The sequence below is a fragment of the Paracoccus sp. S4493 genome, from assembly GCF_000967735.1.
Classification (GTDB): Bacteria; Pseudomonadota; Alphaproteobacteria; order Rhodobacterales; family Rhodobacteraceae; genus Paracoccus; species Paracoccus marcusii.
This window is the reverse complement of sequence record NZ_JXYF01000064.1, coordinates 37,379-60,444: the sequence shown is the minus strand read 5'-3', so window position 1 is coordinate 60,444 and position 23,066 is coordinate 37,379. Positions and strand designations below refer to the sequence as shown.

Sequence of the window (23,066 nt, the reverse complement as noted above, 5' to 3'; positions counted from 1 at the left end):
CAAACTTTGCCTTTGCCATGTGGGCCTCCTGGATCCGCGGGGCATGGCTGAAAGGGCCCCGGATTGACGTGCGCCGCGATGTATAAGGCGCGCGCGGGGAAATCAAGGGCGGGCTTGCGTGCCGTGGCTAATCATGTCGGGGTCGGGGCGCCTGCCCGCCTCTTTGCAGGAACCGCCGGGCGACCCATATCGTTTGGCAGCGCAAGGCGCCGGGCCATCAGGTCCGCGCCCATCCACAAGGGGGATTCGCATGAGCCTGATGAGAAGCCTGACCAAGGTCGCCGCCGGCGTGATGCTGGCCAAGGGGATCGGCACGATGATGAACAACCAGCATGGCGGGCGTCCCGGCCAGCGCAAGGCCAGCGGCGGCCTGCTGGACAACCTGCTGGGCAACAACACCGGCGGTACGTCGGGCGGCAGCCTGAACCAGATGCTGGGCCGTGCCCTTGGCGGCGGCACCGGGACGGGCAGCGGTTCGCTTGGCGGCCTGCTGGACAAGCTGGGCGGCCAGCGCGGCGGCGGCAGCATGGGTGGCGGCAGCCTGGGCGGGATGCTGGGCGGCCTTCTGGGCGGCGCGGCCGCGGGCGGTGCGGCGGGCCATCTGGCCACCAAGGGATCGCAGGAAAAGAACAACGCCACCTTTGGTGCGCTGTTCGACGATGCGCTGGCCCATGACGGCGAACCGCAGGTCGCGCCCACGCCGGAACAGAATGCCATCGCCGGGCTGATGCTGCGCGCGATGATCCAGGCGGCCAAGTCCGACGGCCATGTCGACGATACCGAACGCCAGCGCCTGCTGGGTCATCTGGGCGACGATCTGGACGATGACGAACGCCAGTTCATCCGCGACCAGATGGCCGCGCCCGTCGACGCGGCGGGCCTTGCCCGCGAGGTCCCCGAAGGGATGGAGCGTCAGGTCTATCTGATGTCGCTGCTGGCGATCGACTTCGACAGCGAGGCCGAGGCCCGCTATCTGAATGACTTGGCAACCGCGATGAAGCTGGACCGCGCCACCGTCAACGCCGTCCATGCCGAGGCGGGCGTGATGCCGCTTTACAACGGCGCCTGACACCGCGCCGACCATCGCCGCCGTCCCATCGGGGCGGCGGCTTTTTCATGCGCGGTTGATCTTTCTTGCCCCGGACGGACCGGAACATTCGCCGTGCTGTGCGGTTGGCCTGCGAACCGCAAACGCATGAGGCCACAGATGTCCGACACCCCCGCCCGTCCCCCTTTCCGCAGTGGCGCCATCGCCGAGCCCCGCCTTCCCGTCCCCGATTTCCCTGCGCAGGAACAGCCCTTTCCCGGCCTTGCCCAGAAGATGGACCCCCTGCCCGACCATGGCGAGACCAGCTACCGCGGCGCAGGCCGCCTGTCGGGCAAGCGCGCCCTGATCACCGGCGGCGACAGCGGCATCGGCGCCGCAGCAGCCATCGCCTTTGCCCGCGAGGGTGCGGACGTCGCCATCTGCTATCTGCCCGACGAACAGGCCGATGCCGACGCGGTCGTCTCGCTGATCGAGGCGGAGGGCCGCGTGGCCGTCGCCGTTCCGGGCGACCTGCGCGACGAGGGCTTCTGCAAGGAGATGGTCGAGAGCGCCGTGTCCCAGCTGGGCGGGCTGGACATCCTGGTCAACAATGCCGGTCGCCAGCAGTTCTGCGAAAAGCTGGAGGACCTGACGACCGAGGATTTCGACGCCACGATGAAGACCAACATCTATGCGCCCTTCTGGGTGACGCGGGCCGCGCTGCCCCACATGGATGCGGGCGCATCGATCATCATCACCTCTTCGGTGCAGGCGTTCTCGGGGTCGGCGCATCTGTTCGACTATGCGCAGTCCAAGGCCGCGAACGTGGCATTCGCGCAGTCGCTGGCGAAACAGCTGGCCGCGCGCGGCATCCGCGTGAATGCGGTCTGTCCCGGCCCCTACTGGACCGCGCTGCAGATCAGCGGCGGCCAGCCGACCGACAAGGCAAAGGAACATGGCGCAAGCCAACCCTTGGGTCGCCCCGGGCAGCCGGTCGAGATCGCGCCGATCTATGTGCTGCTGGCCTCGGACGAGGCCAGCTATATCACCGGCGAATATTTCGGGTCCGTCGGCGGCGGCGGGCTCTGAGCGACCCTTCCGGGCAGCTCAACCGCCTTGGACCCTCGCGGCACGTCTCGGCGTCGCGAGGGGTGCCGCTTCAGGCAAAGCGGTTGTCGCGCGGGAAACCGCGCGGCGCCATTCGGCCGGCACTGCCCCGCTTGCCCAGCCATTCGGTCAGGTCCGGTTCGGTCCGGGTCTTGCCGCCGGTCATGGGCCAGGACAGGCCCTGCGCCAGCGTCAGGCAGATCGCATCGACCAGCTCATCCGCCTTGACCAGCCCGCCGCCCTTGCCAAAGCGCTGCAGCCGCACGCCCTTGCCGCGCGCCATTTCGGGCAGTTCGGCCAAGGGAAAGACCAGCATCTTGCGGTTTTCGCCCACCACGGCGACGTGGTCGCCCGATACCGGACGACACAGCAGCGCGTCGCCGTTCAGGACCTGCTTGCCGGTCTTGGTCTGAGCCAGGATGTCCCCCGCGCCCACGATGAACCCGTCGCCCGCTCGTGATGCGACCAGATACTTCGCCCCCTCGCGCCACGGGAACATGGCGATGACCTGCGCCTCGTTGGGCAGATCGACCATCAGGCGCAAGGGTTCTCCCATCCCGCGCCCGCCGGGCAGCGTGTTGACCGGAAGGGTGTAGAACCGCCCGTTCGACGCGAATATCATCAGCTTGTCGGTCGTCTCGGCATGCAGCGCCTGACCGGGGCCGTCGCCGTCCTTGAACTTCAGTTCAGCGTCCAGCGGCTGGTGGCCCTTCAGGGTGCGGATCCAGCCCATCTTCGACAGGACCACGGTCACCGGCTCACGCTCGATCATGGCCTCCAGGTCGATCACGGGCATCTCGGTGGCCTCGCTGATCGTGGTGCGGCGCTGACCCTCGGGGTGCGACTTGCCGAACAGGTTGCGCACCTCCTTCAGCTGGTCCGCGATGCGCGCCCATTGCGCGGCCTCGCTGTCCAGCATCGCCTGAAGCCCCTCGCGTTCGGTCAACAGGGCGTCGCGTTCGGCGCGCAGCTCGATCTCCTCAAGCTTGCGCAAGGCGCGCAGGCGCATGTTCAGGATCGCCTCGACCTGCACGTCGTTCAGGCCGAACTCTGACATCATCACGGCCTTGGGCTCGTCCTCGGTCCGAATGATCTCGATCACGCGGTCCAGGTTCAGATAGGCGACCAGATAGCCTTCCAGCACCTCAAGGCGAGACGCGATCTTGTCCAGACGATAGGCCGCGCGGCGCACCAGCACGTCGCGGCGGTGGTCCAGGAACGCGCGCAGGACCTCCTTGAGCGAGCAGACCTTGGGCACGCGGCCGTCGATCAGCACGTTCATGTTCAGGTTGAACCGGATCTCCAGGTCGCTGGCGCGGAACAGCGCGCCCATCAGCTGTTCGGGGTCGACGGTGCGGGCACGCGGTTCGATGACGATGCGCACGTCCTCGGCGGATTCGTCGCGCACATCGGCAAAGATCGGAATCTTGCGCGTCTGGATCAGTTCGGCCAGCCGTTCGATCAGCTTGGATTTCTGCACCTGATAGGGAATCTCGGTGACGACGATCTGCCACAGCCCGCGGCCCAGATCCTCCTGCGTCCAGCGCGCGCGCAGGCGGAACGCGCCGCGCCCGGTGCGATAGGTCTCGGCGATGCTGTCCGCCGATTCGACCAGCACGCCGCCGGTCGGGAAATCGGGCCCCTTGATCAGGGTCGCCAGCGTGTCGTCGCGCGCGTCGGGCGTCTTGATCAGATGCAGGCAGGCGTCCACGACCTCGTGCAGGTTGTGGGGGGGGATGTTGGTTGCCATGCCGACCGCGATCCCCGACGCACCGTTGGCCAGCAGGTTCGGAAAGGCCGAGGGCAGCACGACCGGCTCGCTCAGCGTGCCGTCATAGTTGGGGCGGAAATCGACCGAATCCTCGGCCAGGCCATCCATCAGCGCCTCGGACGTCGCGGCTAGGCGGGCCTCGGTGTATCGCGCAGCGGCAGGGTTGTCGCCGTCGATGTTGCCAAAGTTCCCCTGCCCGTCCACCAGCGGATAGCGCATGGCGAAATCCTGGGCCAGGCGGGCCATCGCGTCATAGATCGCGGCGTCGCCATGCGGGTGATAGTTGCCCATCACGTCGCCGGTGATCTTGGCCGACTTTCGGAACGCCCCGTTGGGCGCCAGGCGCAGTTCGCGCATCGCATAGAGGATGCGACGGTGCACCGGCTTCAGCCCGTCGCGGGCATCGGGCAGCGCGCGGTGCATGATCGTGGACAGCGCATAGGTCAGGTACCGCTCGCCGATCGCACGGCTGAGGGGTTCGGAAGAGGTGCCCTGTTCGGGCTGGGGGATCAGATCGTCGGCCATGCGCCTTGGATAGGCCCCATGGCCCGCCCGGTCCAGATCGAAAAGCTGGCCGGGAACGCTGCCGTCCGCGTGGCGTTGGACGATCAAATCGGTTAATCCGATGGCCGCAACGGGGGACGGGCGCGATGATCAGGCTGGGACTGCTGATGCTGGTGACGCTGCTGGGCGTGTTCATGACGCTGGACCGGTTCGGCCAAGGCGACCTGCGGACCGAACGCAAGCCGGAACCGGCAACGCGGGCCAGCGCCGCGACCGATGCGGGCGCGCCGTCGCTGACCGCCCCTGCGGCCGGCACCCTGCCCGCGACCCCGCCGGTCGACATCGTCCCCGCCGCCAGCCAGACCCCGGAACGCACGCAGCGTTTTCCGGGTCCGCCGTTGGAGCCGTCGCCCGAATATGCGGGGGCCACACCGGAGGCCGCGCAGGTGGTGCCTGCCGACGGGCCGGTGCTGTATGTCACGGCCGACCGGGTGAACATGCGCGCAGGCGCGGGCACCGACAATCCGGTCGTGGCCAGCCTGACCGGCGGATCGGCGGTGCAGGCCTTGGGACCGACGCGCGGCGAGTGGGTGCAGGTGCAGACGGCCGAAGGTCAGCAGGGATTCGTCTCGGCCCAGTTCCTGACGTCCGACGCCCCATGAGGCGCGTGCTGATCACCGGCTGTTCGTCGGGCATCGGCCTGGACGCCGCGCGCCACCTGCAGGCGCAGGGCTGGCAGGTCGTGGCCACCTGCCGCACCCCGACGGACATCGCCGCCCGGCAGGCCGAAGGGATGGAGTGCCTGCCCCTGGACCTTGCGTCCGAGGACAGCGTCGCCGCCTGCGCCGAGGCCGCGCTGGCCGGCGGTCCGATCGACGCGCTGGTCAACAACGCGGCGTTCGCCCTGCCCGGCGCGGTCGAGGACATGCCCCGCGGCGCCCTGCGCGCCATCTTCGAGGTCAATTTGCTTGGCACGCATGACCTGACCACCCGGTTTATCCCGCATTTCCGCGACCGCGGTGCGGGGCGGATCGTCACCATCAGTTCGGTCCTGGGGCTGGTCGGCATCCCGTGGCGCGGCCCCTATGTGGCCACGAAATTCGCGCTGGAGGGGCTGACCGACGTGCTGCGCCTCGAGATGCACGGCACCGGCATCCACGTCACCCTGATCGAGCCGGGGCCCATCACCAGCCGCATCCGCGAAAACGCCATCCCGCATTTCGAGCGGTGGGTGAACTGGCAGGCCAGCCCGCGCGCCGACCAGTACCGCGCCAGCCTGCTCAAGCGGCTCTATGAGCCCTCGGGCAAGGACCGGTTCGAGCTGCCGCCGCGCGCGGTCAGCGCCCGCATCCTGACCGCACTGACGGCGGCGAATCCCGCCCCGCGCTACTATGTCACGGCGCCGACGCGCATTTCCGGGGTCGCGCGTCGGGTTCTGCCGACCCGCGCTCTGGACTGGTTTGCGCGGCGCAACTAGGTTGGCGGCCGAAAGGCGGTGTCCCCCATGCCCGATCAATCCCTGTTCCTTGTCACGATCCTGTCCGTCGGGGTCGTCATCGCGATCCTGCTGACGGGGATCGGCGGCTTTGCCAAAGGCGGCGATTTCAACCGCAAGCATGGCAACCGCATGATGCGCTGGCGGCTGTATGCCCAGGCCGCCGCGCTGGTCATCCTGATGCTGTTTCTGTGGCTGAGGTCTATTTGATGGTCGTTCTGAACAAGATCTATACCCGCACCGGCGACAAGGGCGACACCGCCCTGTCCGACGGCAGCCGCGTGGCCAAGCACGACCCCCGCGTCGAAGCGTACGGCACCGTCGACGAACTGAACGCGACCCTGGGCCTGTGCCGCCAGCATGCGACGGGCGATCTGGCCGAACGCATCGCCGTGATCCAGAACGACCTGTTCGACCTGGGCGCCGACCTGTCGCGCCCGAACATGGCCGCGGACGATCAGGCGGGCTATCCGGTCCTGCGCATCATCGACGCCCAGATCGACCGCCTCGAGGCCGAGATCGACGCGATGAACACCAACATCGCGCCGCTGCGCAGCTTCATCCTGCCCGGTGGCAGCGCGCTGGCCGCGCATCTGCACCTGTCGCGGACGGTCGCGCGCCGGGCGGAACGCCGCGCCACCGAACTGCTGGCGGGGGGCGACGTGAACGCCAGCGCCATCCGCTATCTGAACCGGCTGTCGGACTGGCTGTTCGTCGCGGGCCGCGTGGCCAACAACGACGGCACTGATGATATCCTGTGGGTGCCGGGCGCCAGCCGCTGACGGGGGCGTCGCCGCAAACGCTGCGTCCTGTGACGCTTTTGCCCTGTCCTTGCCGGATTTCCCTGTCTAACAATCCTGCGACAGATGACGCAAACAAAGGGAGAGAGGCCGATGAAAGTCCTCGTGCCAGTCAAGCGCGTGATCGACTATAACGTGAAGGCCCGCGTGAAGGCGGACGGATCGGGTGTCGATCTGGCAAACGTGAAGATGTCGATGAACCCCTTCGACGAGATCGCCGTCGAAGAAGCCATCCGCCTGAAGGAAAAGGGCGCGGCCACCGAGATCGTGGCCGTCAGCATCGGCGTCAAGCAGGCCGCCGAAACCCTGCGCACCGCGCTGGCCATGGGGGCGGACCGCGCCATCCTGGTCGTCGCCGCCGATGACGTGCATCAGGACATCGAACCGCTGGCCGTCGCCAAGATCCTCAAGGCGATCGTCGATGCCGAACAGCCGCAGCTGGTCATCGCCGGCAAGCAGGCGATCGACAACGACATGAACGCGACCGGCCAGATGCTGTCGGCCCTGCTGGGCTGGAGCCAGGCGACCTTTGCCAGCAAGCTGGAGACCGCGGGCGACGCGGCCCATGTCACCCGCGAGGTCGACGGCGGCCTGCAGACCATCGAGGTCAAGCTGCCCGCCATCGTGACCGCCGACCTGCGCCTGAACGAGCCGCGCTATGCGTCGCTGCCCAACATCATGAAGGCCAAGAAGAAGCCGCTGGAGGAGAAGACCGCCGCCGATTACGGCGTCGACGTCACCCCGCGCCTGACCGTGGTCAAGACCCGCGAACCCGAGGGCCGCAAGGCCGGGATCAAGGTCGGCTCGGTCGACGAGCTTGTGTCGAAACTCAAAGAAGCGGGGATCGTGTGATGGCTGTTCTTCTTCTGGCCGAAGTCACCGGCGGCGAACTGAACCGCGATGCGACCGCCAAGGCCGTCCATGCCGTCACCGCCCTGGGCGACGTGACCGTGCTGTGCGCAGGCGCGCAGGCGCGCGCGGCGGCCGATCAGGCCGCGACCATCGCCGGCGTCTCCAAGGTGCTGGTCGCCGAGGATGCGCGTTACGGCCACCGGCTGGCCGAACCGACCGCCGCGCTGATCGTGGCGCTGGCGGGCGATTACAGCCACATCGCGGCCCCCGCCACCACGGATGCCAAGAACGTCATGCCGCGTGTCGCGGCCCTGCTGGACGTGATGGTGATGTCCGACGTCTCCGCCGTGATCGACGCCGACACGTTCGAGCGTCCGGTCTATGCCGGCAACGCCATCCAGACGATCACCTCGGCCGACAGCAAGAAGGTCATGACCATCCGCGTGGCCAGCTTTGACGCGGCCGGCGAAGGTCCCGCGGCGCCGGTGTCCGACGCCGCGCTGGCGGACGATCCGGCCCTGTCGAAATGGCTGAACGACGAAGTCGCCCAGAACGACCGCCCCGAACTGACCTCGGCCGGACGTGTCGTGTCGGGCGGGCGCGCCCTGGGCTCCAAGGAGCAGTTCGTGATGATCGAACAGCTGGCCGACAAGCTGGGCGCCGCCGTCGGCGCATCGCGCGCGGCGGTCGATTCGGGCTATGCCCCGAACGACTGGCAGGTGGGCCAGACCGGCAAGGTCGTGGCGCCCGCGCTCTACGTCGCGGTCGGCATTTCCGGTGCGATCCAGCACCTGGCCGGCATGAAGGACAGCAAGGTCATCGTGGCCATCAACAAGGACGAGGAAGCGCCCATCTTCCAGGTCGCCGATTACGGCCTGGTGGGCGATCTGTTCACCATCGTCCCGGAACTGACCGAAAAGCTGTAATCCCGCACAAGGATTGCCACGGACCGCCCCCCGGCGACGGGGGGCGGTTTTGCATTGCAGCACGTCCCGCCCCGCCCTATCGTCCCGGCGTCGGAACAGGGGATGCAGGCATGACGGTTCAATCGGTTGGCGTGATCGGCGCAGGTCAGATGGGCAACGGCATCGCGCATGTCTTTGCGGTGGCGGGCTATGACGTGCTGCTGACCGACATCAGCCAGGATGCGCTGAACAAGGCCATCGCCCTGATCGACCGCAACCTGGAACGTCAGGTCGCCCGCGACAAGATCACCGCCGAGGTCAAGGCGACTGCCATGGGCCATATCCGCACGACGCTGAAGCTGTCGGACCTGGGCCAATGCGACCTGGTGATCGAGGCCGCGACCGAACGCGAGACGGTGAAGCAGGCGATCTTCGAGGATCTGGTCCCGCACCTGAAGCCCGAGACGATCCTGACGTCGAACACGTCGTCGATCTCGATCACGCGGCTGGCCTCGCGCACCGACCGGCCCGAAAAATTCATGGGGTTCCACTTCATGAACCCCGTTCCCGTCATGCAGCTGGTCGAGCTGATCCGCGGCATCGCCACGGACGAGGCGACCTATCGCGAACTGCACGCCGTCGTCGAGAAGCTGGGCAAGACATCGGCCACCGCCGAGGATTTCCCCGCCTTCATCGTGAACCGCATCCTGATGCCGATGATCAACGAGGCCGTCTATACGCTTTACGAAGGCGTGGGATCGGTCAGCAGCATCGACAGCGCGATGAAGCTGGGCACCAACCACCCGATGGGCCCGCTGGAGCTGGCCGATTTCATCGGCCTGGACACCTGCTTGGCCATCATGAACGTGCTGCATGACGGCTTGGCCGACACGAAATACCGCCCCTGCCCGCTGTTGACGAAATATGTCGAGGCCGGTTGGCTTGGCCGCAAGACGGGCCGCGGCTTTTATGATTATCGCGGCGATACACCAGTTCCGACGCGCTGACTGTCGCATTCAGGCGGGCGCGCCCTGAGAATCTGCCCAGCATGAGGGCAGATCTTCACACCGACAGGAGAGACCCATGACCAAGCCCATCCTTGCCGCCCTGCTTCTGGGCGTGGCCGCCCTGCCTGCCCATGCCGCCGATCCTGCCGAATGCGGCACCGTGCGCCTGTCCGATCCGGGCTGGACGGACATCACCGCGACGAACGGCGTCGCGGCGGTCGTGCTGGAGGCCCTGGGCTATGCCCCGAACATCGCCACCCTGTCCGTTCCCGTCGGCTATGAGGCGCTGAAGGGCGCGCAGACCGACGTGTTCCTGGGCAACTGGATGCCGGCGCAGGCCGCGTTCCGCGAGGATCTGGACGCCGATGGCGGCGTGACCGAGCTGGCGCAGAACCTGGAGGGCGCCAAGTTCACCCTGGCCGTGAACCCCGCCGCCGCGGCCCTCGGCGTCGCGGATTTCGCCGATCTGGACGCCCATCGCGACGCGTTCGAGGGCAAGATCTATGGCATCGAACCCGGCGCCCCCGCGAACCAGAACATCCAGGGCATGATCGATGCCGACCTGTTCGGCCTGGGCGATTGGGAGCTGGTCGAGAGCGGTGAACAGGCCATGCTGGCGCAGGTCACCCGCAATGCCGACACGCCCACCGTCTTCCTGGCCTGGGCGCCCCACCCGATGAACGAGGCGATCGAGATCACCTATCTGTCGGGCGGCGACGAACAGTTCGGCCCCGATTTCGGCGGTGCGACCGTCCACACCCTTGCCCGCAGCGAATGGGCCGAAATGTGCCCCAATGCCGCGCGGCTGTTCAGCCAGCTGGTCTTCGACGTGTCGATGGAGAACCAGCTGATGGGCGCGATCCTGGACGACGGCGCCGACGCGCAGGACGCGGCGCGCGAGTGGCTGGCCGCCAATCCCGATGCGATGGGTCCCTGGCTGGACGGCGTCACCACGCTGGACGGGCAGCCCGGCCTGGATGCCGTGCAGGCCGCCGTCGCCGGATAACAGCCCGTGAAACCGAATATCCTGATCCTCATGGCGGATCAGCTGTCGGGGGTTCTTTTCCCCGACGGCCCCGCCGGTTTCCTGCACACCCCGAACCTGCGGCGACTGGCCGAACGGTCGACCCGGTTCGCGAACACCTATACCGGCAGCCCGCTTTGCGCGCCGGGGCGGGCCAGCTTCATGTCGGGCCAGTTGCCAAGCCGCACGCGGGTCTATGACAACGCGGCGGAATTCGCGTCCGACATCCCGACCTATGCGCATCACCTGCGCCGGGCGGGGTACCACACCTGCCTGTCGGGCAAGATGCATTTCGTCGGCCCTGACCAGTTGCACGGCTTCGAGGAGCGTCTGACCACCGACATCTATCCCGCCGATTTCGGCTGGACCCCGGATTACCGCAAGCCGGGGGAACGGATCGACTGGTGGTACCACAATCTTGGATCCGTCACGGGCGCGGGCGTGGCCGAGATCACCAATCAGCTGGAATATGACGACGAGGTCGCCCATCACGCGACGCGCAAGCTGTACGATCTGGCACGCGGGGCCGACGATCGGCCGTGGTGCCTGACCGTCAGCTTTACCCACCCCCACGACCCGTTCGTGGCGCGGCGCAAGTACTGGGACCTGTACGACGGCATCCCGGAACTGGAGCCGCCGCGGCCGATCCCCTATGACCAGCAGGACCCGCATTCGCAGCGCCTGATGGATGCGTGCGATTGGCGCGGGCTGAAGATCACCGACGATCATATCCGCCGCGCGCGGCAGGGCTATTTCGCCAATATCAGCTATGTCGATGACAAGATCGGCCAGATCCTGGACGTGCTGGAGGCGACGCGCCAGCAGGACACGATCATCCTGTTCCTGTCCGACCACGGCGAGATGCTGGGCGAACGCGGGCTGTGGTTCAAGATGAACTTCTTTGAAGGCTCGGCCCGGGTGCCGCTGATGATCGCCGCGCCGGGCATGGCGCCGGGACGTGTCGACCAGCCGGTCAGCACCATCGACGTGCTGCCGACGCTGTGCGACCTGGCGGGCCTTCCGATGGACGAGATCGCGCCCTGGACCGATGGCCGGTCGCTGGCGCGAGGCGCGCCGCGCAGTCCGGTGCCGATGGAGTATGCCGCCGAAGGCAGCATTGCACCCATGGTCGCCCTGCGCGACGGGCGCTGGAAATACATCGCCTGCGACGCCGATCCGGAAATGCTGTTCGATCTGGACAACGACCCGGCAGAGCGCGTGAACCTGGCCGGCGATCCGGCCCATGCGGCGGTGCTGTCCGATCTTCGTGCACAGGCGGCGCAGCGGTGGGACCTGTCGGCCTATGACGCGCAGGTGCGTCATTCGCAGGCGCGCCGCTGGATCGTGTACGAGGCGTTGCGCAACGGGGCCTATTATCCATGGGACCACCAGCCGCTGCAGCGTGCGTCCGAACGCTACATGCGCAATCACATGGACCTGAACGTGCTGGAGGAAAACCAGCGGTTTCCCCGCGGCGAATAGGAACGGGGGCCGGTCACCCGGCCCCTGATCTGCTTACGCGTCGGTTTTGGCGTCGCGCTTTTCCATGAACTGATCGAATTCCGCCTTGTCCTTAGCCTCGCGCAGCTTGGCCAGGAAGTCGATGAATTCGCGATGCTCGTCCTCCAGCCGCTTCAACGTCTCGGCGCGATAGGCGTCGAAGGCGCTGTTGCCGGTCGACGGCGCGGAATAGCGGGGGGCGGCGGTGCGTTTGCTGCATCCGAACATGCGTTTGCTCCAGATCATGTAGCCCAGAAGGGCCAGGCCCACGGGCCAGACAAAGATGAAACCCAGCACCATGGCGACAAGCCAGGCGGGGCGACCGCGCGCATCCAGCCAGTCGCGACCACGGGCCAGCACATCGGTGATGCGCTGCTGGGTCGTCGCCGGGCGAAGCACGGGGGTTGCGATGGTCATCTGTGGTATCTCCCTATGTTAATGTAAATTACATTTACATAGATGGGCGGCGCGGAGGGTTCCGTCAAGATCGTCGTGCAACAATTCAGTCCTGGATCAGTCCAAGCCCGCGCAGATAGATCAGCGCCCCGCTTTCCAGCATTTCGGACGGCTCGACCGGACTGCGGCAACCGGGCTTGCCGCGGCCGAACAGCTCGACCACGCCGTGGCTCAGCGCCCAGATGTGGTTGGCCACCATGCGGGCAGGCGGGCGGCGGTCTTCGGGCAGGCGGGCGGCCATCGCCTCGGCCGCGGTCACAAGCACGCCCTGCGCCCGCGCAGAGGCGGCCGCCAGATCGACATTGCCCACGACAGAGATGCCGCTTTCGAACATCGCCATGTAGTAACCAGGCCGTTCGGCGGCAAAGTCCAGATAAGTCTGGCCCATGCGCAGGAACGCGGTCAGCGGCCGCGGACGGCCACCGTCGAATGCGGCCTCCAGCCGGGCGGCGAATTCGATGAAGCCCTGGCGCGCGACTTCCTCCAGCAGGTCGTCGCGGCCCTTGAAGTGGCGATAGGGGGCGGCAGGGGACACGCCGGCGCGGCGCGCGGCCTCGGTCAGGGTGAAGGCCTGCGGGCCCTGCTCCTGGACCAGATCGGCGGTCGCCTCGACCAGGGCCTGGCGCAGGTTGCCGTGGTGATAGGACTTGCGGTCGGGGGTGACGGGCGCGGGCACTACATGCCTTCGCCGAAGTAGTCCCCCACAAGCGCCTCCAGTGCGTCCGCCAGGGCCTGCGCCTCGGGGCCGGAGGTGGTCACGCGGATCTGGCTGCCGCGCGGGGCGGTCAGCATCAGCAGACCCATGATGCTGTCGCCAGAGACGGCCATGCCGTCCTTTTCGACCCTCGCCTGCGCGTCATGGCGTTCGACCACATCCACAAACTTGGCGCTGGCCCGGGCGTGCAGGCCCTTGACGTTGATGATCGACAGGTTGCGGGTGATCGCATCGGTCATCGCGGATACCGCCCGCTGTCCAGCGCGGCCTCGGGCGGGACGTTGTAGGAATTGATGTACTTGCGCCCCGCGTCCTTGGCAAAGCCCACCGCGACCGGCACGCTGAGATGCCGCGACTTGGCCAGCTTGACCAGCATCGGCAGGTTGGCGCCGTAGAGGATGGTGCGGTCCTGCACCGCGCAGGCCGGCAGGGACAGGTTCGAGGGAGACCCGCCGAACAGATCGGTCACCAAGACGACGCCGTCGCCCAGATCGACCGCATCCGCGGCCGCCTTGATCTCGGCGGTCTTGGCCGCGCGGTCGTGATCATCCTCGATCGCGACGGCGGCGATACCGACCTGCGGACCCACGACATGTTCGACGGCCGAGAGATACTCTCGGGCCAATCCCCCATGCGCCACTATGACAATACCGATCAACGCGCCTCACCAAGCCCAAAAGACTTCCAAAACACCCCAAACCTCATGACGCCTGCCTTTGCGACGCGCGAGCCTCGCCCGCAGGCGATGCGTCCGCACCAGACTGCAGCGTCATGCCCCGACGCTCCAGTTCCCTGTGCCTTATTGACACCGGCCAGCCCGCATCTGCAAGCGCCAGGGCCATCTTTTCCACCAAAGTGACGGAACGATGCTGTCCCCCGGTACAGCCGAAACCGACCGCCAGGTGCGATTTGCCCTCGTCCATATGGGCGGGCAGAAGAAATTCGACCAGATCCCGGGTCCGCTGAAAGAATTCGGCGAATCGCGGATCGGCGGCTACATGCGCCTGCACGCGGTCGTCGCGACCGTCCAGCGGCCGCAGGTCCGGGTTCCAGTGCGGATTGGCCAGGAACCGACAGTCGAACATCAGGTCCAGGCCCCGCGGCACCCCGCGTTTGTAGCTGAAGGAGTGCAGCGACACGCTGAGCCGCCGGTCGGGGCGCACGTCGAACCACCGCGTCAGCTCGGCCTTGAGGTCATGAGGCGACAGTTCGGTCGTATCGACCAGCACATCGGCCCGCACGCGGATCGGTGCAAGCAGGTCGATCTCAACCAGGACCCCGGCCATCGGCGCCTCATCGGGGGCCAAGGGATGGCGGCGGCGCGTCTCGCTGTAGCGGCGGACCAGGGTATCGGCGTCGCAGTCCAGATACAGCACCTCGGGCGCATAGCCGGGAAGGCGCGTCAGTCGGTCAATCAGCTCGATCACGTTGAAGGCGGAAAAGTCACGATTGCGCACGTCCAGCCCCAAGGCCAGCGGCGTCGGACGCGCGGGTCCGTCCAGCAGACGCGGGATCAGCGACAAGGGCAGGTTGTCGATCGCCTCGAAGCCAAGATCCTCCAGCACGTTGATGGCGGTCGATCGCCCTGCCCCGGACGGCCCGGTGACCAGCACCAGCCGTTGGGCCTCGGGTTCGATGGCGTCGTGGTCCATGCGTCCTTCCCTATGGCGCTGCGCGCGCGGTCATGCCAGCCGTCGGCCCAGCATCAGCTGCCGCAATGCAGCGTAAAGATGGGGGCGATAGGGCCCCAGCACAAGCGAAACCCGGACCCCCAGCCAATCTTGATGGCGCACCTGTGGCAACCGGTCCTCTTCGTCGCGTCCAAGGTCGCAGGCCACGGCCACCGGGACCGGCGCCGACGGCTCTGCCTGAAGGATGCCCACGCCCCGCGCCTCGATGCGTCCCAGCAGCGGCAGTGGCGCCTGCGCCATCAGCCGGCCTGCGGACAGGCGCAGGTCAGTGCGGTCATCGGCGACCAGTGTCGCGCCCACTGCCATCAGCTGCAGCGCCAAGGTGGACTTGCCGGATCCGGACGGTCCCAGGATGACAAGACCACCCCCGTCAAGCGCGACCGTGGTCGCGTGAACCTGCATCATGCGAATCACCTCCAGATCCGATCCTGCCCGAAAACAGGTTAATTTTCCGCCTGTGGCACGGAGTCGCGCCGGCTAAACGGTCCTGATGGCGATAACATTTCATGTTTCCGCTAACTGTTTGCGCTGACTTGTTTCGGGCCGAATCCGCCGTGCTATAGCCCGATGAAACGCCGCACCCCAAGCCACGGAGCCCCCGACATGACCACGCGCGTAAACCCGACCTGCCGACTGGAAGACCAAGGCATCACGGGGCTGGGCCAGGTGCACTACAACCTGCTGGAACCCGCCCTGATGACACAGGCCGTCGCCCGCGGAGAGGGCAAGCTGGGCCTGGGCGGGGCGTTCCTGGTCTCGACCGGCGCGCATACCGGCCGCTCGCCCAAGGACAAGTTCGTCGTCCGCACCTCGTCGGTCGAGAACAGCATCTGGTGGGACAACAACAAGCCGATGGACCCGGCGGCGTTCGATCTGCTGCATGCCGACATGCTTCAGCACATGAAGGGTCGCGACTATTTCGTGCAGGACCTGTTCGGCGGTGCGGATGCCGATAACCGCCTGGACGTGCGCGTGGTGACCGAGCTTGCCTGGCACGGGCTGTTCATCCGCCACCTTCTGCGCCGGCCCCAGGCCGACGAGCTGGCGACCTTCACGCCCGAATTCACCATCATCAACTGCCCCGGCTTCAAGGCCGATCCCGCGCGTCACGGCTGCCGGTCCGAGACGGTGATCGCGATGAACTTCGACAAGAAGCTGATCTTGATCGCCAACACCGCCTATGCGGGCGAGAACAAGAAATCGGTCTTCACGCTGCTGAACTACCTGCTGCCGGAAAAGGGCATCATGCCGATGCACTGCAGCGCCAACCACGCGCCGGGAAATCCCGATGACAGCGCGATCTTCTTTGGTCTGTCGGGCACCGGCAAGACCACCCTGTCGGCCGATCCGTCGCGCGTCCTGATCGGCGACGACGAACATGGCTGGTCCGACACCGGCATCTTCAACTTCGAGGGTGGCTGCTACGCCAAGACGATCAACCTTTCGGCCCAAGCCGAACCTGAGATCCACGCGACCACCAGCCGCTTCGCGACCGTGATCGAGAACATGGTCTTCGACCCCGAGACGCTAGAGCTTGACTACGAGGACAACTCGATCACCGACAACATGCGCTGCGCCTATCCGCTGGAGGCGATCAGCAACGCGTCCCAGACCAGCCTTGGCGGGCATCCCAAGAACGTCATCATGCTGACCTGCGACGCCTATGGCGTGCTGCCCCCGATCGCGCGGCTGACGCCTGCACAGGCGATGTATCACTTCCTGTCGGGCTTCACCTCCAAGACGCCGGGCACCGAGGTCGGCGTGACCGAGCCGATCCCAACCTTCTCGACCTGCTTCGGTGCGCCCTTCATGCCCCGCCGCCCCGAGGTCTATGGCAAGCTGCTGCAGGAAAAGATCGCCCAGCACGGCGCATCCTGCTGGCTGGTGAACACCGGCTGGACCGGGGGTGCCTTCGGCACGGGCAAGCGCATGCCCATCGCCGCCACCCGCGCCCTGCTGGCCGCCGCCCTGGACGGCAGCCTGAACACGGTGCAGTTCCGCCGCGATCCGAACTTTGGCTTCGACGTGCCGGTCAGCGTCCCCGGCGTCAGCCCTGTCCTTCTGGACCCGCGCCAGACCTGGGCCGACCCGGCCGCCTATGACGCCCAGGCCAAGAAGCTGGTGCAGATGTTCTGCGACAACTTCGCCCAGTATCTTGACGCGATCGACGATGAGATCCGCGCTGCAGCCATCGGCTGAACGACATGACGGCCCCCACGCGGGGCCGTCGCTCTATTCTATCGCAGCGATCGACAGGCTTCGGCTTCAGTACTCATATCCGGCAGAGCTTGTCCTTAACCTTATTGATACGACCGCTAGCCCAGAGACACCTCGTCCCTTGCAATCGTGCTGTTACCTTTGGTCTCAACCAAACTGGGTCCAACCCGACCCGATCAATTGACGCGGTGATTGTAACGGTAAGACAGCATGAGCTACGTCCGGTCCCAGCCACGTGACATGGCATCCATTTTGGCAGGCGCGCCTCCCACCTGCGCAGCAGAAGCGACATCTTTGACGTAGCAAGCACGCGGCCAGACTGGTCGTAGCTCCTACATCCTATTGATGGAACACGATACCGCGGAAAGCGGACAAGTGAATAGGCTTGCCTTACTCACTTTTGACAAATGGAATAGCCCGTACGCGGCATGCTTCGCTAATCGTCATTACAGCGGTTGAGGCACTGCCGACAGGTCCTTGCAGTTGAGAGCGAATTTGGGCGCCCTTCGCAATGAATAGCGGTTTCAAAGTTCGTCCCACTTACCCTAAGCAAAGAACTAGGTCTAAGGCGCAAAAGTTAGCATCCGCCTTCCTTTGCATTCGGATGCCGATGCAGAGCACCGGACCGAACCTGCCCCGCCCTCGTGGGGCAGGTTCAAGTGTCGCCGGGCGGCCCTTGGCCGCCCGTCAATCAGGTCACAGTCCCAGGCAGTGGCGCATGATCGCCTTCTGCGCGTGCAGGCGGTTTTCGGCCTCGTCCCAGATGACGGATGCGGGGCCGTCCATGACGGCACTGGTCACCTCGTCCTCGCGGTGCGCGGGCAGGCAATGCATGAACAGCGCATCCGGCCGCGCCTGCGCCATCAGGGCCTCGTTGATCTGATAGCCGCGCAGCTGATTGTGGCGCCGCTCCTTGGCCGATTGCGGGTCGTGCATGCTGACCCAGGTGTCCGTCACGACCAGGTCGGCACCGATGACGGCCCGCGCCGGATCGCGCTCGATGGTGACGGGACGCCCTTGGGATGCCGCATAGTCGAGGCAGGCCGCTTCGGGATCCAGCGGCGGCGGGCCGGTGAAGGTCAGATCGAAGCAGAACTGCCCCGCCGCGTGGGCAAAGCTTGCGAACACGTTGTTGCCGTCGCCCGACCAGACGACCTTCTTGTCAGCGATGGGGCCGCGATGTTCCTCGAAGGTCATCACGTCGGCCATGATCTGGCATGGATGCGTGCGGTTCGTCAGCCCGTTGATCACCGGAACGGTCGCATGCTCGGCCATCTCCAGCAGCGTCGCCTCCTCGAAGGTCCGGATCATGATCAGGTCGACATAGCGGGACAGCACGCGCGCGGTGTCGGCGATGGTTTCGCCATGACCCAGCTGCATCTCCGAGCCCGACAAGATCATCGTCTGCCCGCCCAGCTGGCGCACGCCGACATCGAAGCTGACCCGCGTGCGGGTCGAAGGCTTTTCGAAGATCAGCGCGACCATGCGGCCGGCCAGCGGCTGTTCGTCATCGGGACTGCCCTTGGGGCGGCCGTTGCGAGCGGCCTTCATCGCGTGGGCGCTGTCGATGATGCTGCGCAGGGCGGTGCGGTCGGTGGTGTGGATATCCAGGAAATGGGTCATCGTCTTGGTCTTTCGGCTTTTCTCCAGCAAGCCCCGCCGGGCAGGCCGGGTCAAGGGCGGATCGGGCTTTCCGCGCCCCCGCAGGGGTCGCGCCCGACCGGGCCGGAGAAGATGGGTATTTGGGCAAAGAAGAAGGGCTCGTTCGCCTCATCGGAGGCGGGTCATCACGCGGACGGGCCGACCTTGCGCGTCCAGGCGGTGATCGTCGCCCGCAAAGCCCGCCTTGCGGTAGGCGGCGATGGCGCGCTGATTTTCGGGGGCGGGATCGATCGCCAGGGTCGAACAGTCCAGCAGCAGCAAATCGCCCAGGGCGCGCAGCCATGCGCCGCCCTGCCCCACCCCGTCAGGCCCGGAAAATACGTCCAGCACCACGGCATCCACCGGAAGCCCCGCGAAATGCGGCGCGGGCCAGTGATGAGCCGGATAGGATTGCGCATAGGCCAGGGCAGCGCCGTTCCGCACCACGATCATCTGTCGCATCACCCGGTGCCCCAGATCGTCGCGGATCAGGGCGATCTGGCGATCGGGGCCGGGCCACCATGCAGCGACCTCCGGCTGGGCCAGCCATCTGGCCAGCACGGGCAGGTCGTCCCCGGTAACCGGCCTGAAGGCGTATTCAGCCATCCAGGCTGGCGGCTGCCCTGTCCAGGCGCGCCACGGCCTCGGCGATCTCATCTTCGGTGATGTTCAGCGGCGGCAGCAGGCGCAGCGTGTCATCTGCGGCGGGCACGGTCAGCAGATGCTGATCATAGGCCGCACGGACCAGATCGGTCGGCGCGACGCGGCATTTCAGGCCCAGCATCAGCCCCTGCCCCCGCACGCCCTCGAAGATCTGCGGATGGGCGGCGACCAGCCCCTCCAGCTTCTGGCGGAACAGGGCGGCCTTGCGGTTGACCTCGGCCAGGAAGGCCGGATCGGCCACGATCTGCATCACGCGCGCGCCGACCGCGCAGGCCAGCGGGTTGCCGCCATAGGTGGAGCCGTGCGTCCCTGCGACCATGCCCGCGGCCGCGCCTTCCGTCGCCAGCACCGCGCCCAGGGGAAAGCCCCCGCCAATGCCCTTGGCGACCATCATGATGTCGGGCGCGATCCCGGCATATTCATGCGCGAACAGACGACCTGTCCGGCCCATGCCGCATTGCACCTCGTCCAGGACCAGCAGCGCGCCGGTCCGGTCGCACAGCTCGCGCAGCCCCTGAAGGCAGGCGTCGGGCAGCGGACGGATGCCGCCCTCGCCCTGCACGGGCTCGACCATGATCGCGGCGGTGCGGTCGGTGACTGCGGCCTTAAGCGCCTCGTGATCGCCGAAGGGCAGCGTGCGGAACCCCGGCATCAGCGGGCCAAAGCCCTTGACCATCTTCTCGGACCCTGCCGCCGCGATGGCCCCGGTCGAGCGTCCGTGGAACGCGCCGGAAAAGGTCAGGGTCTCGATCCGGTCCGGGTCGCCCGCGTGGTCCCAATGCTTGCGCACCATCTTGATGGCCAGTTCGGCCGCCTCGGTGCCGGAATTGGTGAAGAACACCGTGTCCGCGAAGGTGTGTTCGACCAGCAGGTCGGCCAGACGCTCCTGCTCGGGGATCTGGTACAGGTTCGACACGTGCCAGATCCGGCCCGCCTGTTCGGTCAGCGCGGCGACCAGATCGGGATTGGCATGGCCCAGCACGTTCACCGCGATGCCCGCGCCCAGGTCCAGGTATCGCGTCCCGTCGGCGGTGACGGCCCAGGCGCCTTCGCCGCGTTCGAACGCCAGGGGGGCGCGATTATAGGTCGGCAGGACGTGCGGGATCATGGCAAGGCTCCGGCGATGGAAGGGGAATGGCGGAAACGGCAACAGGGACGCGGGCCCGCGAAGGGGCCGGCGTCAGCGTCGCGAACGGGTGGTGCGTCGTTTCGTCATGGCGCGAAGGATGCGCAGCTTTGCCTGTCAAGGCAAGCGCTAATCAGGCCTTCATGCGATAGCCCGACCGCAGCCACCGCCACGCCAGATACAGCACGCCCGCGACGACGCCCGCGCAGATCAGCGCGCCGCGCCAGACGGGCGCATCGCTGACTCCGGTCACGCCATAGCGCGCGCCGTCGATCAGGTAGAAGATCGGGTTCCAGTGCGACAGCGTGCTGAACGGCTGCGGCAGCGCCTGCACCGAATAGAAGGTGCCCGACAGGAACGACAGCGGCGTGATGATGAAATTGGTGATCGCCGCCATCTGGTCGAACTTCTGCGCCATGATCCCTGCCAGGATGCCCAGGCCGCCCAGCATCAGCGCGGCCAGCAGCACGAACAGCGCCGCCCAGCCCGGATGCGCGATGCCGCGCCCGGTGACCAGCACCATGCCGGTCCCGATGACCGTGGCCACCAGCCCGGCGCGCACCACCGACCCGGCCAGATAGCCGGCCAGCAGCTCTCCGGCGGACAGGGGCGGCATCAGCGTGTCGACGATGTTGCCCTGCACCTTGGCCGCGGTGATCGAGCTGGAAGTGTTCGCGAAGGCGTTCTGGATGACCGTCATCATCAGGATGCCCGGCCCCAGGAAGACCAGGTAGGGCAGGCCCATGATCTGCCCCCGCCCCTGCCCCAGGGCCATCGCGAACACCACCACGAACAGGCCCGCCGTCATCAGCGGCGCGAATATCGTCTGCTGCCAGACGGCCATGAAGCGCATGACCTCGCGCCGCGCCAGCGTACGCAGGCCCAGCCAGTTGACGCGGCCAAAGCGGCGCACGCCCATGGCGGGGCTGTCGGAAAGCGGGGGCAGGCCGGGCATTGTGGGCGGGGTCATCTGGCGGTCCTTGAATTTCTGCGCTTCGGCGGCTAAATCTCGGCATCCCGTATGTGACGGGACCAATCGCAGGTTACAAGATGGGGCGGCAGGTCAGACCCGCCCGGAAAGGCTGCCATGTCCTGGACGGATGATCGCGTCGAGACACTGAAACGCATGTGGTCCGAGGGCCAGTCGGCCAGCGCCATCGCCAAGGAACTGGGCGGCGTGACCCGCAACGCGGTGATCGGCAAGGTCCATCGCCTGGGGCTGTCGAACCGCACCGAGGAGCCCGAAGCCGCAGCCCCAGCCCCCGCCCCCGCCCCCGCACCGGAACCGGTCGCCCGCGAAAAGCCCGCGGCTCCCCGTGCGGTCCCGCAGCCAGCGACGGCCCCTCTGCGCCCCGAACCCGCGCCCGAGCCCGTGGCGGTCCAGCCCGAGCCGGAACCCGAACCCAGCACGCAACCGGCCTTCGTGCCCGTTCCCCGCCGCCCGATCGTGCCGGCGGGACAGCCTTTGCCGCCCCAGCCTTCGGCCAACGAGATCTCTCCCGAAGCCTTGGCCTCGGTCCGCGAGGTCGAGAAGCGCGCCAAGAAACTGACCCTGATGGAACTGACCGAGCGGACCTGCAAATGGCCCATCGGCGATCCGGCAACCGACAAGTTCTGGTTCTGCGGCCTGCCGTCGGTCGCGGGAAAACCCTATTGCGAGGCGCATGTCGGCGTCGCGTTCCAGCCGATGTCCTCGCGCCGCGACCGTCGCCGCTGATCGCTTTCGGGCGGGCCGCAAAGGTCCGCCCGGTCCCGACCCGCCCTTGCCATCCCCGTAAGCGCGCCTTACTGCGGTCCTGTTATGTGATGATATATCATTCCATGATTCGTCATGTCTATAGAAGGACCGCCCCATGCCCCTCCGCTCGCCCCTCCCCGCCAGTCTGCTGATCGCTGCGACGCTTGCCCTGACCGGGCCTGCGCTGGCCCAGGACAGTGCCGCCCCAGCCGCGCATGACAACTCCCACGACCATGACCATGACCATGATCACGCGCACGATCACGCCCATGCCCGCAGCTCCGAGGCACAGGCCATCTATGACGGCTATTTCGACGACGATCAGGTCAAGGACCGCCCCCTGTCCGACTATGCGGGCGACTGGCAGTCGGTCTATCCCCTGCTGCAGGACGGCACCCTGGCGCCGGTCATGGACCGCAAGGCCCAGAAGGGCGACCAGACCGCCGAGGAATACACCGCCTATTACCGGACCGGCTATGCCACCGATACGGACCGCATCACCATCGAGGGTGACGTTGTGACGTTCTACAGCGACGGCACGCAGGTGTCGGGCACCTATGCCGATGACGGGCACGAGATCCTGACCTATGCCCGCGGCAACCGCGGCGTCCGTTTCATCTTTGCCAAGACAGCCGGCGACGCGGGCGCACCCGCCTTCATCCAGTTCAGCGACCATGGGATCGCCCCGGCCCGCGCCGACCACTTCCACCTGTATTGGGGCGACGACCGCGCCGCCCTGCTGGAGGAGGTGACGAACTGGCCCACCTACTATCCCGCCGACATGACCCCCGCCCAGATCGTGGACGAGATGCTGGCCCATTGACGAC

The 23,066-nt window shown here is 66.8% G+C and carries 25 protein-coding genes; 14 read left to right on the top strand and 11 right to left on the bottom strand.

The annotated features are described in order from the left end of the window. The first annotated feature begins 250 nt into the window (after positions 1-250). Positions 251-1,069, top strand: a complete 819-nt coding sequence (locus tag TW83_RS10755) for a DUF533 domain-containing protein (RefSeq protein ID WP_045982766.1) — start codon at positions 251-253, stop codon at positions 1,067-1,069. A gap of 138 nt (positions 1,070-1,207) precedes the next feature. After that, on the top strand, positions 1,208-2,116 hold the full coding sequence (locus TW83_RS10750; protein WP_045982765.1) for an SDR family oxidoreductase: 909 nt from the start codon (positions 1,208-1,210) through the stop codon (positions 2,114-2,116). 70 nt (positions 2,117-2,186) lie between these two features. Here the strand turns inward: TW83_RS10750 and parC are convergent, their stop codons facing one another. Next, positions 2,187-4,430, bottom strand: coding sequence for a DNA topoisomerase IV subunit A (parC, locus tag TW83_RS10745; protein ID WP_045982776.1), 2,244 nt, complete (start codon positions 4,428-4,430; stop codon positions 2,187-2,189). Between the two features lie 125 nt (positions 4,431-4,555). Here parC and TW83_RS10740 point away from each other — a divergent pair, with 125 nt between their 5' ends. The 9 genes from TW83_RS10740 (at position 4,556) to betC (ending at position 11,974) form a co-directional block, all read left to right on the top strand. After that, complete coding sequence (locus tag TW83_RS10740; RefSeq protein WP_045982764.1) at positions 4,556-5,071, top strand: SH3 domain-containing protein; 516 nt, start codon at positions 4,556-4,558, stop codon at positions 5,069-5,071. Then, the gene (locus TW83_RS10735) at positions 5,068-5,886 is read left to right on the top strand and encodes an SDR family NAD(P)-dependent oxidoreductase (protein WP_045982763.1); all 819 of its coding nucleotides are present in this window, start codon (positions 5,068-5,070) and stop codon (positions 5,884-5,886) included. Before TW83_RS10740 ends, TW83_RS10735 begins: the two co-directional genes overlap by 4 nt. Positions 5,887-5,913: 27 nt before the next feature. Then, on the top strand, positions 5,914-6,114 hold the full coding sequence (locus TW83_RS10730) for a twin transmembrane helix small protein (protein WP_045982762.1): 201 nt from the start codon (positions 5,914-5,916) through the stop codon (positions 6,112-6,114). After that, positions 6,114-6,686: a cob(I)yrinic acid a,c-diamide adenosyltransferase gene (locus TW83_RS10725; RefSeq protein WP_045982761.1), complete on the top strand. Its 573-nt coding sequence runs from the start codon at positions 6,114-6,116 to the stop codon at positions 6,684-6,686. Before TW83_RS10730 ends, TW83_RS10725 begins: the two co-directional genes overlap by 1 nt. Before the next feature lie 111 nt (positions 6,687-6,797). After that, positions 6,798-7,556, top strand: a complete 759-nt coding sequence (locus TW83_RS10720) for an electron transfer flavoprotein subunit beta/FixA family protein (RefSeq protein ID WP_045982760.1) — start codon at positions 6,798-6,800, stop codon at positions 7,554-7,556. After that, entirely contained in the window at positions 7,556-8,482 is a 927-nt protein-coding gene (locus tag TW83_RS10715) for an FAD-binding protein (protein ID WP_045982759.1), read from the top strand. Before TW83_RS10720 ends, TW83_RS10715 begins: the two co-directional genes overlap by 1 nt. Before the next feature lie 110 nt (positions 8,483-8,592). Then, positions 8,593-9,468, top strand: a complete 876-nt coding sequence (locus TW83_RS10710; RefSeq protein WP_045982758.1) for a 3-hydroxybutyryl-CoA dehydrogenase — start codon at positions 8,593-8,595, stop codon at positions 9,466-9,468. A 76-nt stretch (positions 9,469-9,544) separates the two neighbouring features. Then, positions 9,545-10,474 (top strand): choline ABC transporter substrate-binding protein, encoded by a 930-nt coding sequence (choX, locus tag TW83_RS10705; protein WP_045982757.1) that lies wholly within the window; start codon positions 9,545-9,547, stop codon positions 10,472-10,474. 6 nt (positions 10,475-10,480) lie between these two features. Beyond that, positions 10,481-11,974 (top strand): choline-sulfatase, encoded by a 1,494-nt coding sequence (gene betC, locus TW83_RS10700; protein WP_255352782.1) that lies wholly within the window; start codon positions 10,481-10,483, stop codon positions 11,972-11,974. A gap of 33 nt (positions 11,975-12,007) precedes the next feature. Here betC and TW83_RS10695 read toward each other — a convergent pair whose 3' ends face one another. The 6 genes from TW83_RS10695 to TW83_RS10670 form a co-directional block, all read right to left on the bottom strand. After that, positions 12,008-12,409 (bottom strand): DUF2852 domain-containing protein, encoded by a 402-nt coding sequence (locus TW83_RS10695; protein WP_052714837.1) that lies wholly within the window; start codon positions 12,407-12,409, stop codon positions 12,008-12,010. A gap of 85 nt (positions 12,410-12,494) precedes the next feature. Beyond that, positions 12,495-13,124 carry a TetR/AcrR family transcriptional regulator gene (locus tag TW83_RS10690; RefSeq protein WP_045982756.1) on the bottom strand — a complete coding sequence of 210 codons (630 nt, stop codon included), beginning with the start codon at positions 13,122-13,124 and terminating at the stop codon, positions 12,495-12,497. Then, positions 13,124-13,402, bottom strand: a complete 279-nt coding sequence (locus tag TW83_RS10685; RefSeq protein WP_045982755.1) for an HPr family phosphocarrier protein — start codon at positions 13,400-13,402, stop codon at positions 13,124-13,126. Before TW83_RS10685 ends, TW83_RS10690 begins: the two co-directional genes overlap by 1 nt. Then, on the bottom strand, positions 13,399-13,821 hold the full coding sequence (locus tag TW83_RS10680) for a PTS fructose transporter subunit IIA (RefSeq protein ID WP_045982754.1): 423 nt from the start codon (positions 13,819-13,821) through the stop codon (positions 13,399-13,401). The genes TW83_RS10685 and TW83_RS10680 overlap by 4 nt, the downstream gene beginning before the upstream one ends. Before the next feature lie 43 nt (positions 13,822-13,864). Next, complete coding sequence (gene rapZ / locus TW83_RS10675; RefSeq protein ID WP_045982753.1) at positions 13,865-14,815, bottom strand: RNase adapter RapZ; 951 nt, start codon at positions 14,813-14,815, stop codon at positions 13,865-13,867. A 30-nt stretch (positions 14,816-14,845) separates the two neighbouring features. Beyond that, the gene (locus tag TW83_RS10670; RefSeq protein WP_239441324.1) at positions 14,846-15,259 is read right to left on the bottom strand and encodes a serine kinase; all 414 of its coding nucleotides are present in this window, start codon (positions 15,257-15,259) and stop codon (positions 14,846-14,848) included. A gap of 198 nt (positions 15,260-15,457) precedes the next feature. Here TW83_RS10670 and TW83_RS10665 point away from each other — a divergent pair, with 198 nt between their 5' ends. Then, positions 15,458-17,053 carry a phosphoenolpyruvate carboxykinase gene (locus TW83_RS10665; RefSeq protein ID WP_045982752.1) on the top strand — a complete coding sequence of 532 codons (1,596 nt, stop codon included), beginning with the start codon at positions 15,458-15,460 and terminating at the stop codon, positions 17,051-17,053. 714 nt (positions 17,054-17,767) lie between these two features. Here TW83_RS10665 and argF read toward each other — a convergent pair. The 4 genes from argF to TW83_RS10645 form a co-directional block, all read right to left on the bottom strand. Next, positions 17,768-18,694: an ornithine carbamoyltransferase gene (gene argF, locus TW83_RS10660; RefSeq protein ID WP_045982751.1), complete on the bottom strand. Its 927-nt coding sequence runs from the start codon at positions 18,692-18,694 to the stop codon at positions 17,768-17,770. Positions 18,695-18,841: 147 nt separating this feature from the next. Then, a complete protein-coding gene (locus TW83_RS10655) occupies positions 18,842-19,318 on the bottom strand; it encodes a GNAT family N-acetyltransferase (RefSeq protein ID WP_045982750.1) in 477 nt (158 codons plus the stop codon). Continuing rightward, complete coding sequence (locus TW83_RS10650; RefSeq protein ID WP_045982749.1) at positions 19,311-20,483, bottom strand: aspartate aminotransferase family protein; 1,173 nt, start codon at positions 20,481-20,483, stop codon at positions 19,311-19,313. The genes TW83_RS10655 and TW83_RS10650 overlap by 8 nt, the downstream gene beginning before the upstream one ends. Positions 20,484-20,634: 151 nt before the next feature. Next, positions 20,635-21,471, bottom strand: a complete 837-nt coding sequence (locus TW83_RS10645; RefSeq protein WP_045982748.1) for an ABC transporter permease — start codon at positions 21,469-21,471, stop codon at positions 20,635-20,637. A gap of 117 nt (positions 21,472-21,588) precedes the next feature. On the opposite strand from TW83_RS10645, the gene TW83_RS10640 reads away from it, so the two are divergent. Together TW83_RS10640 and TW83_RS10635 are read left to right on the top strand one after the other, a co-directional pair. Then, positions 21,589-22,218 (top strand): GcrA family cell cycle regulator, encoded by a 630-nt coding sequence (locus TW83_RS10640; RefSeq protein ID WP_045982747.1) that lies wholly within the window; start codon positions 21,589-21,591, stop codon positions 22,216-22,218. Positions 22,219-22,354: 136 nt separating this feature from the next. Further along, positions 22,355-23,062, top strand: a complete 708-nt coding sequence (locus TW83_RS10635; RefSeq protein WP_045982746.1) for a metal-binding protein ZinT — start codon at positions 22,355-22,357, stop codon at positions 23,060-23,062. The last annotated feature ends 4 nt before the right edge of the window (positions 23,063-23,066 follow it).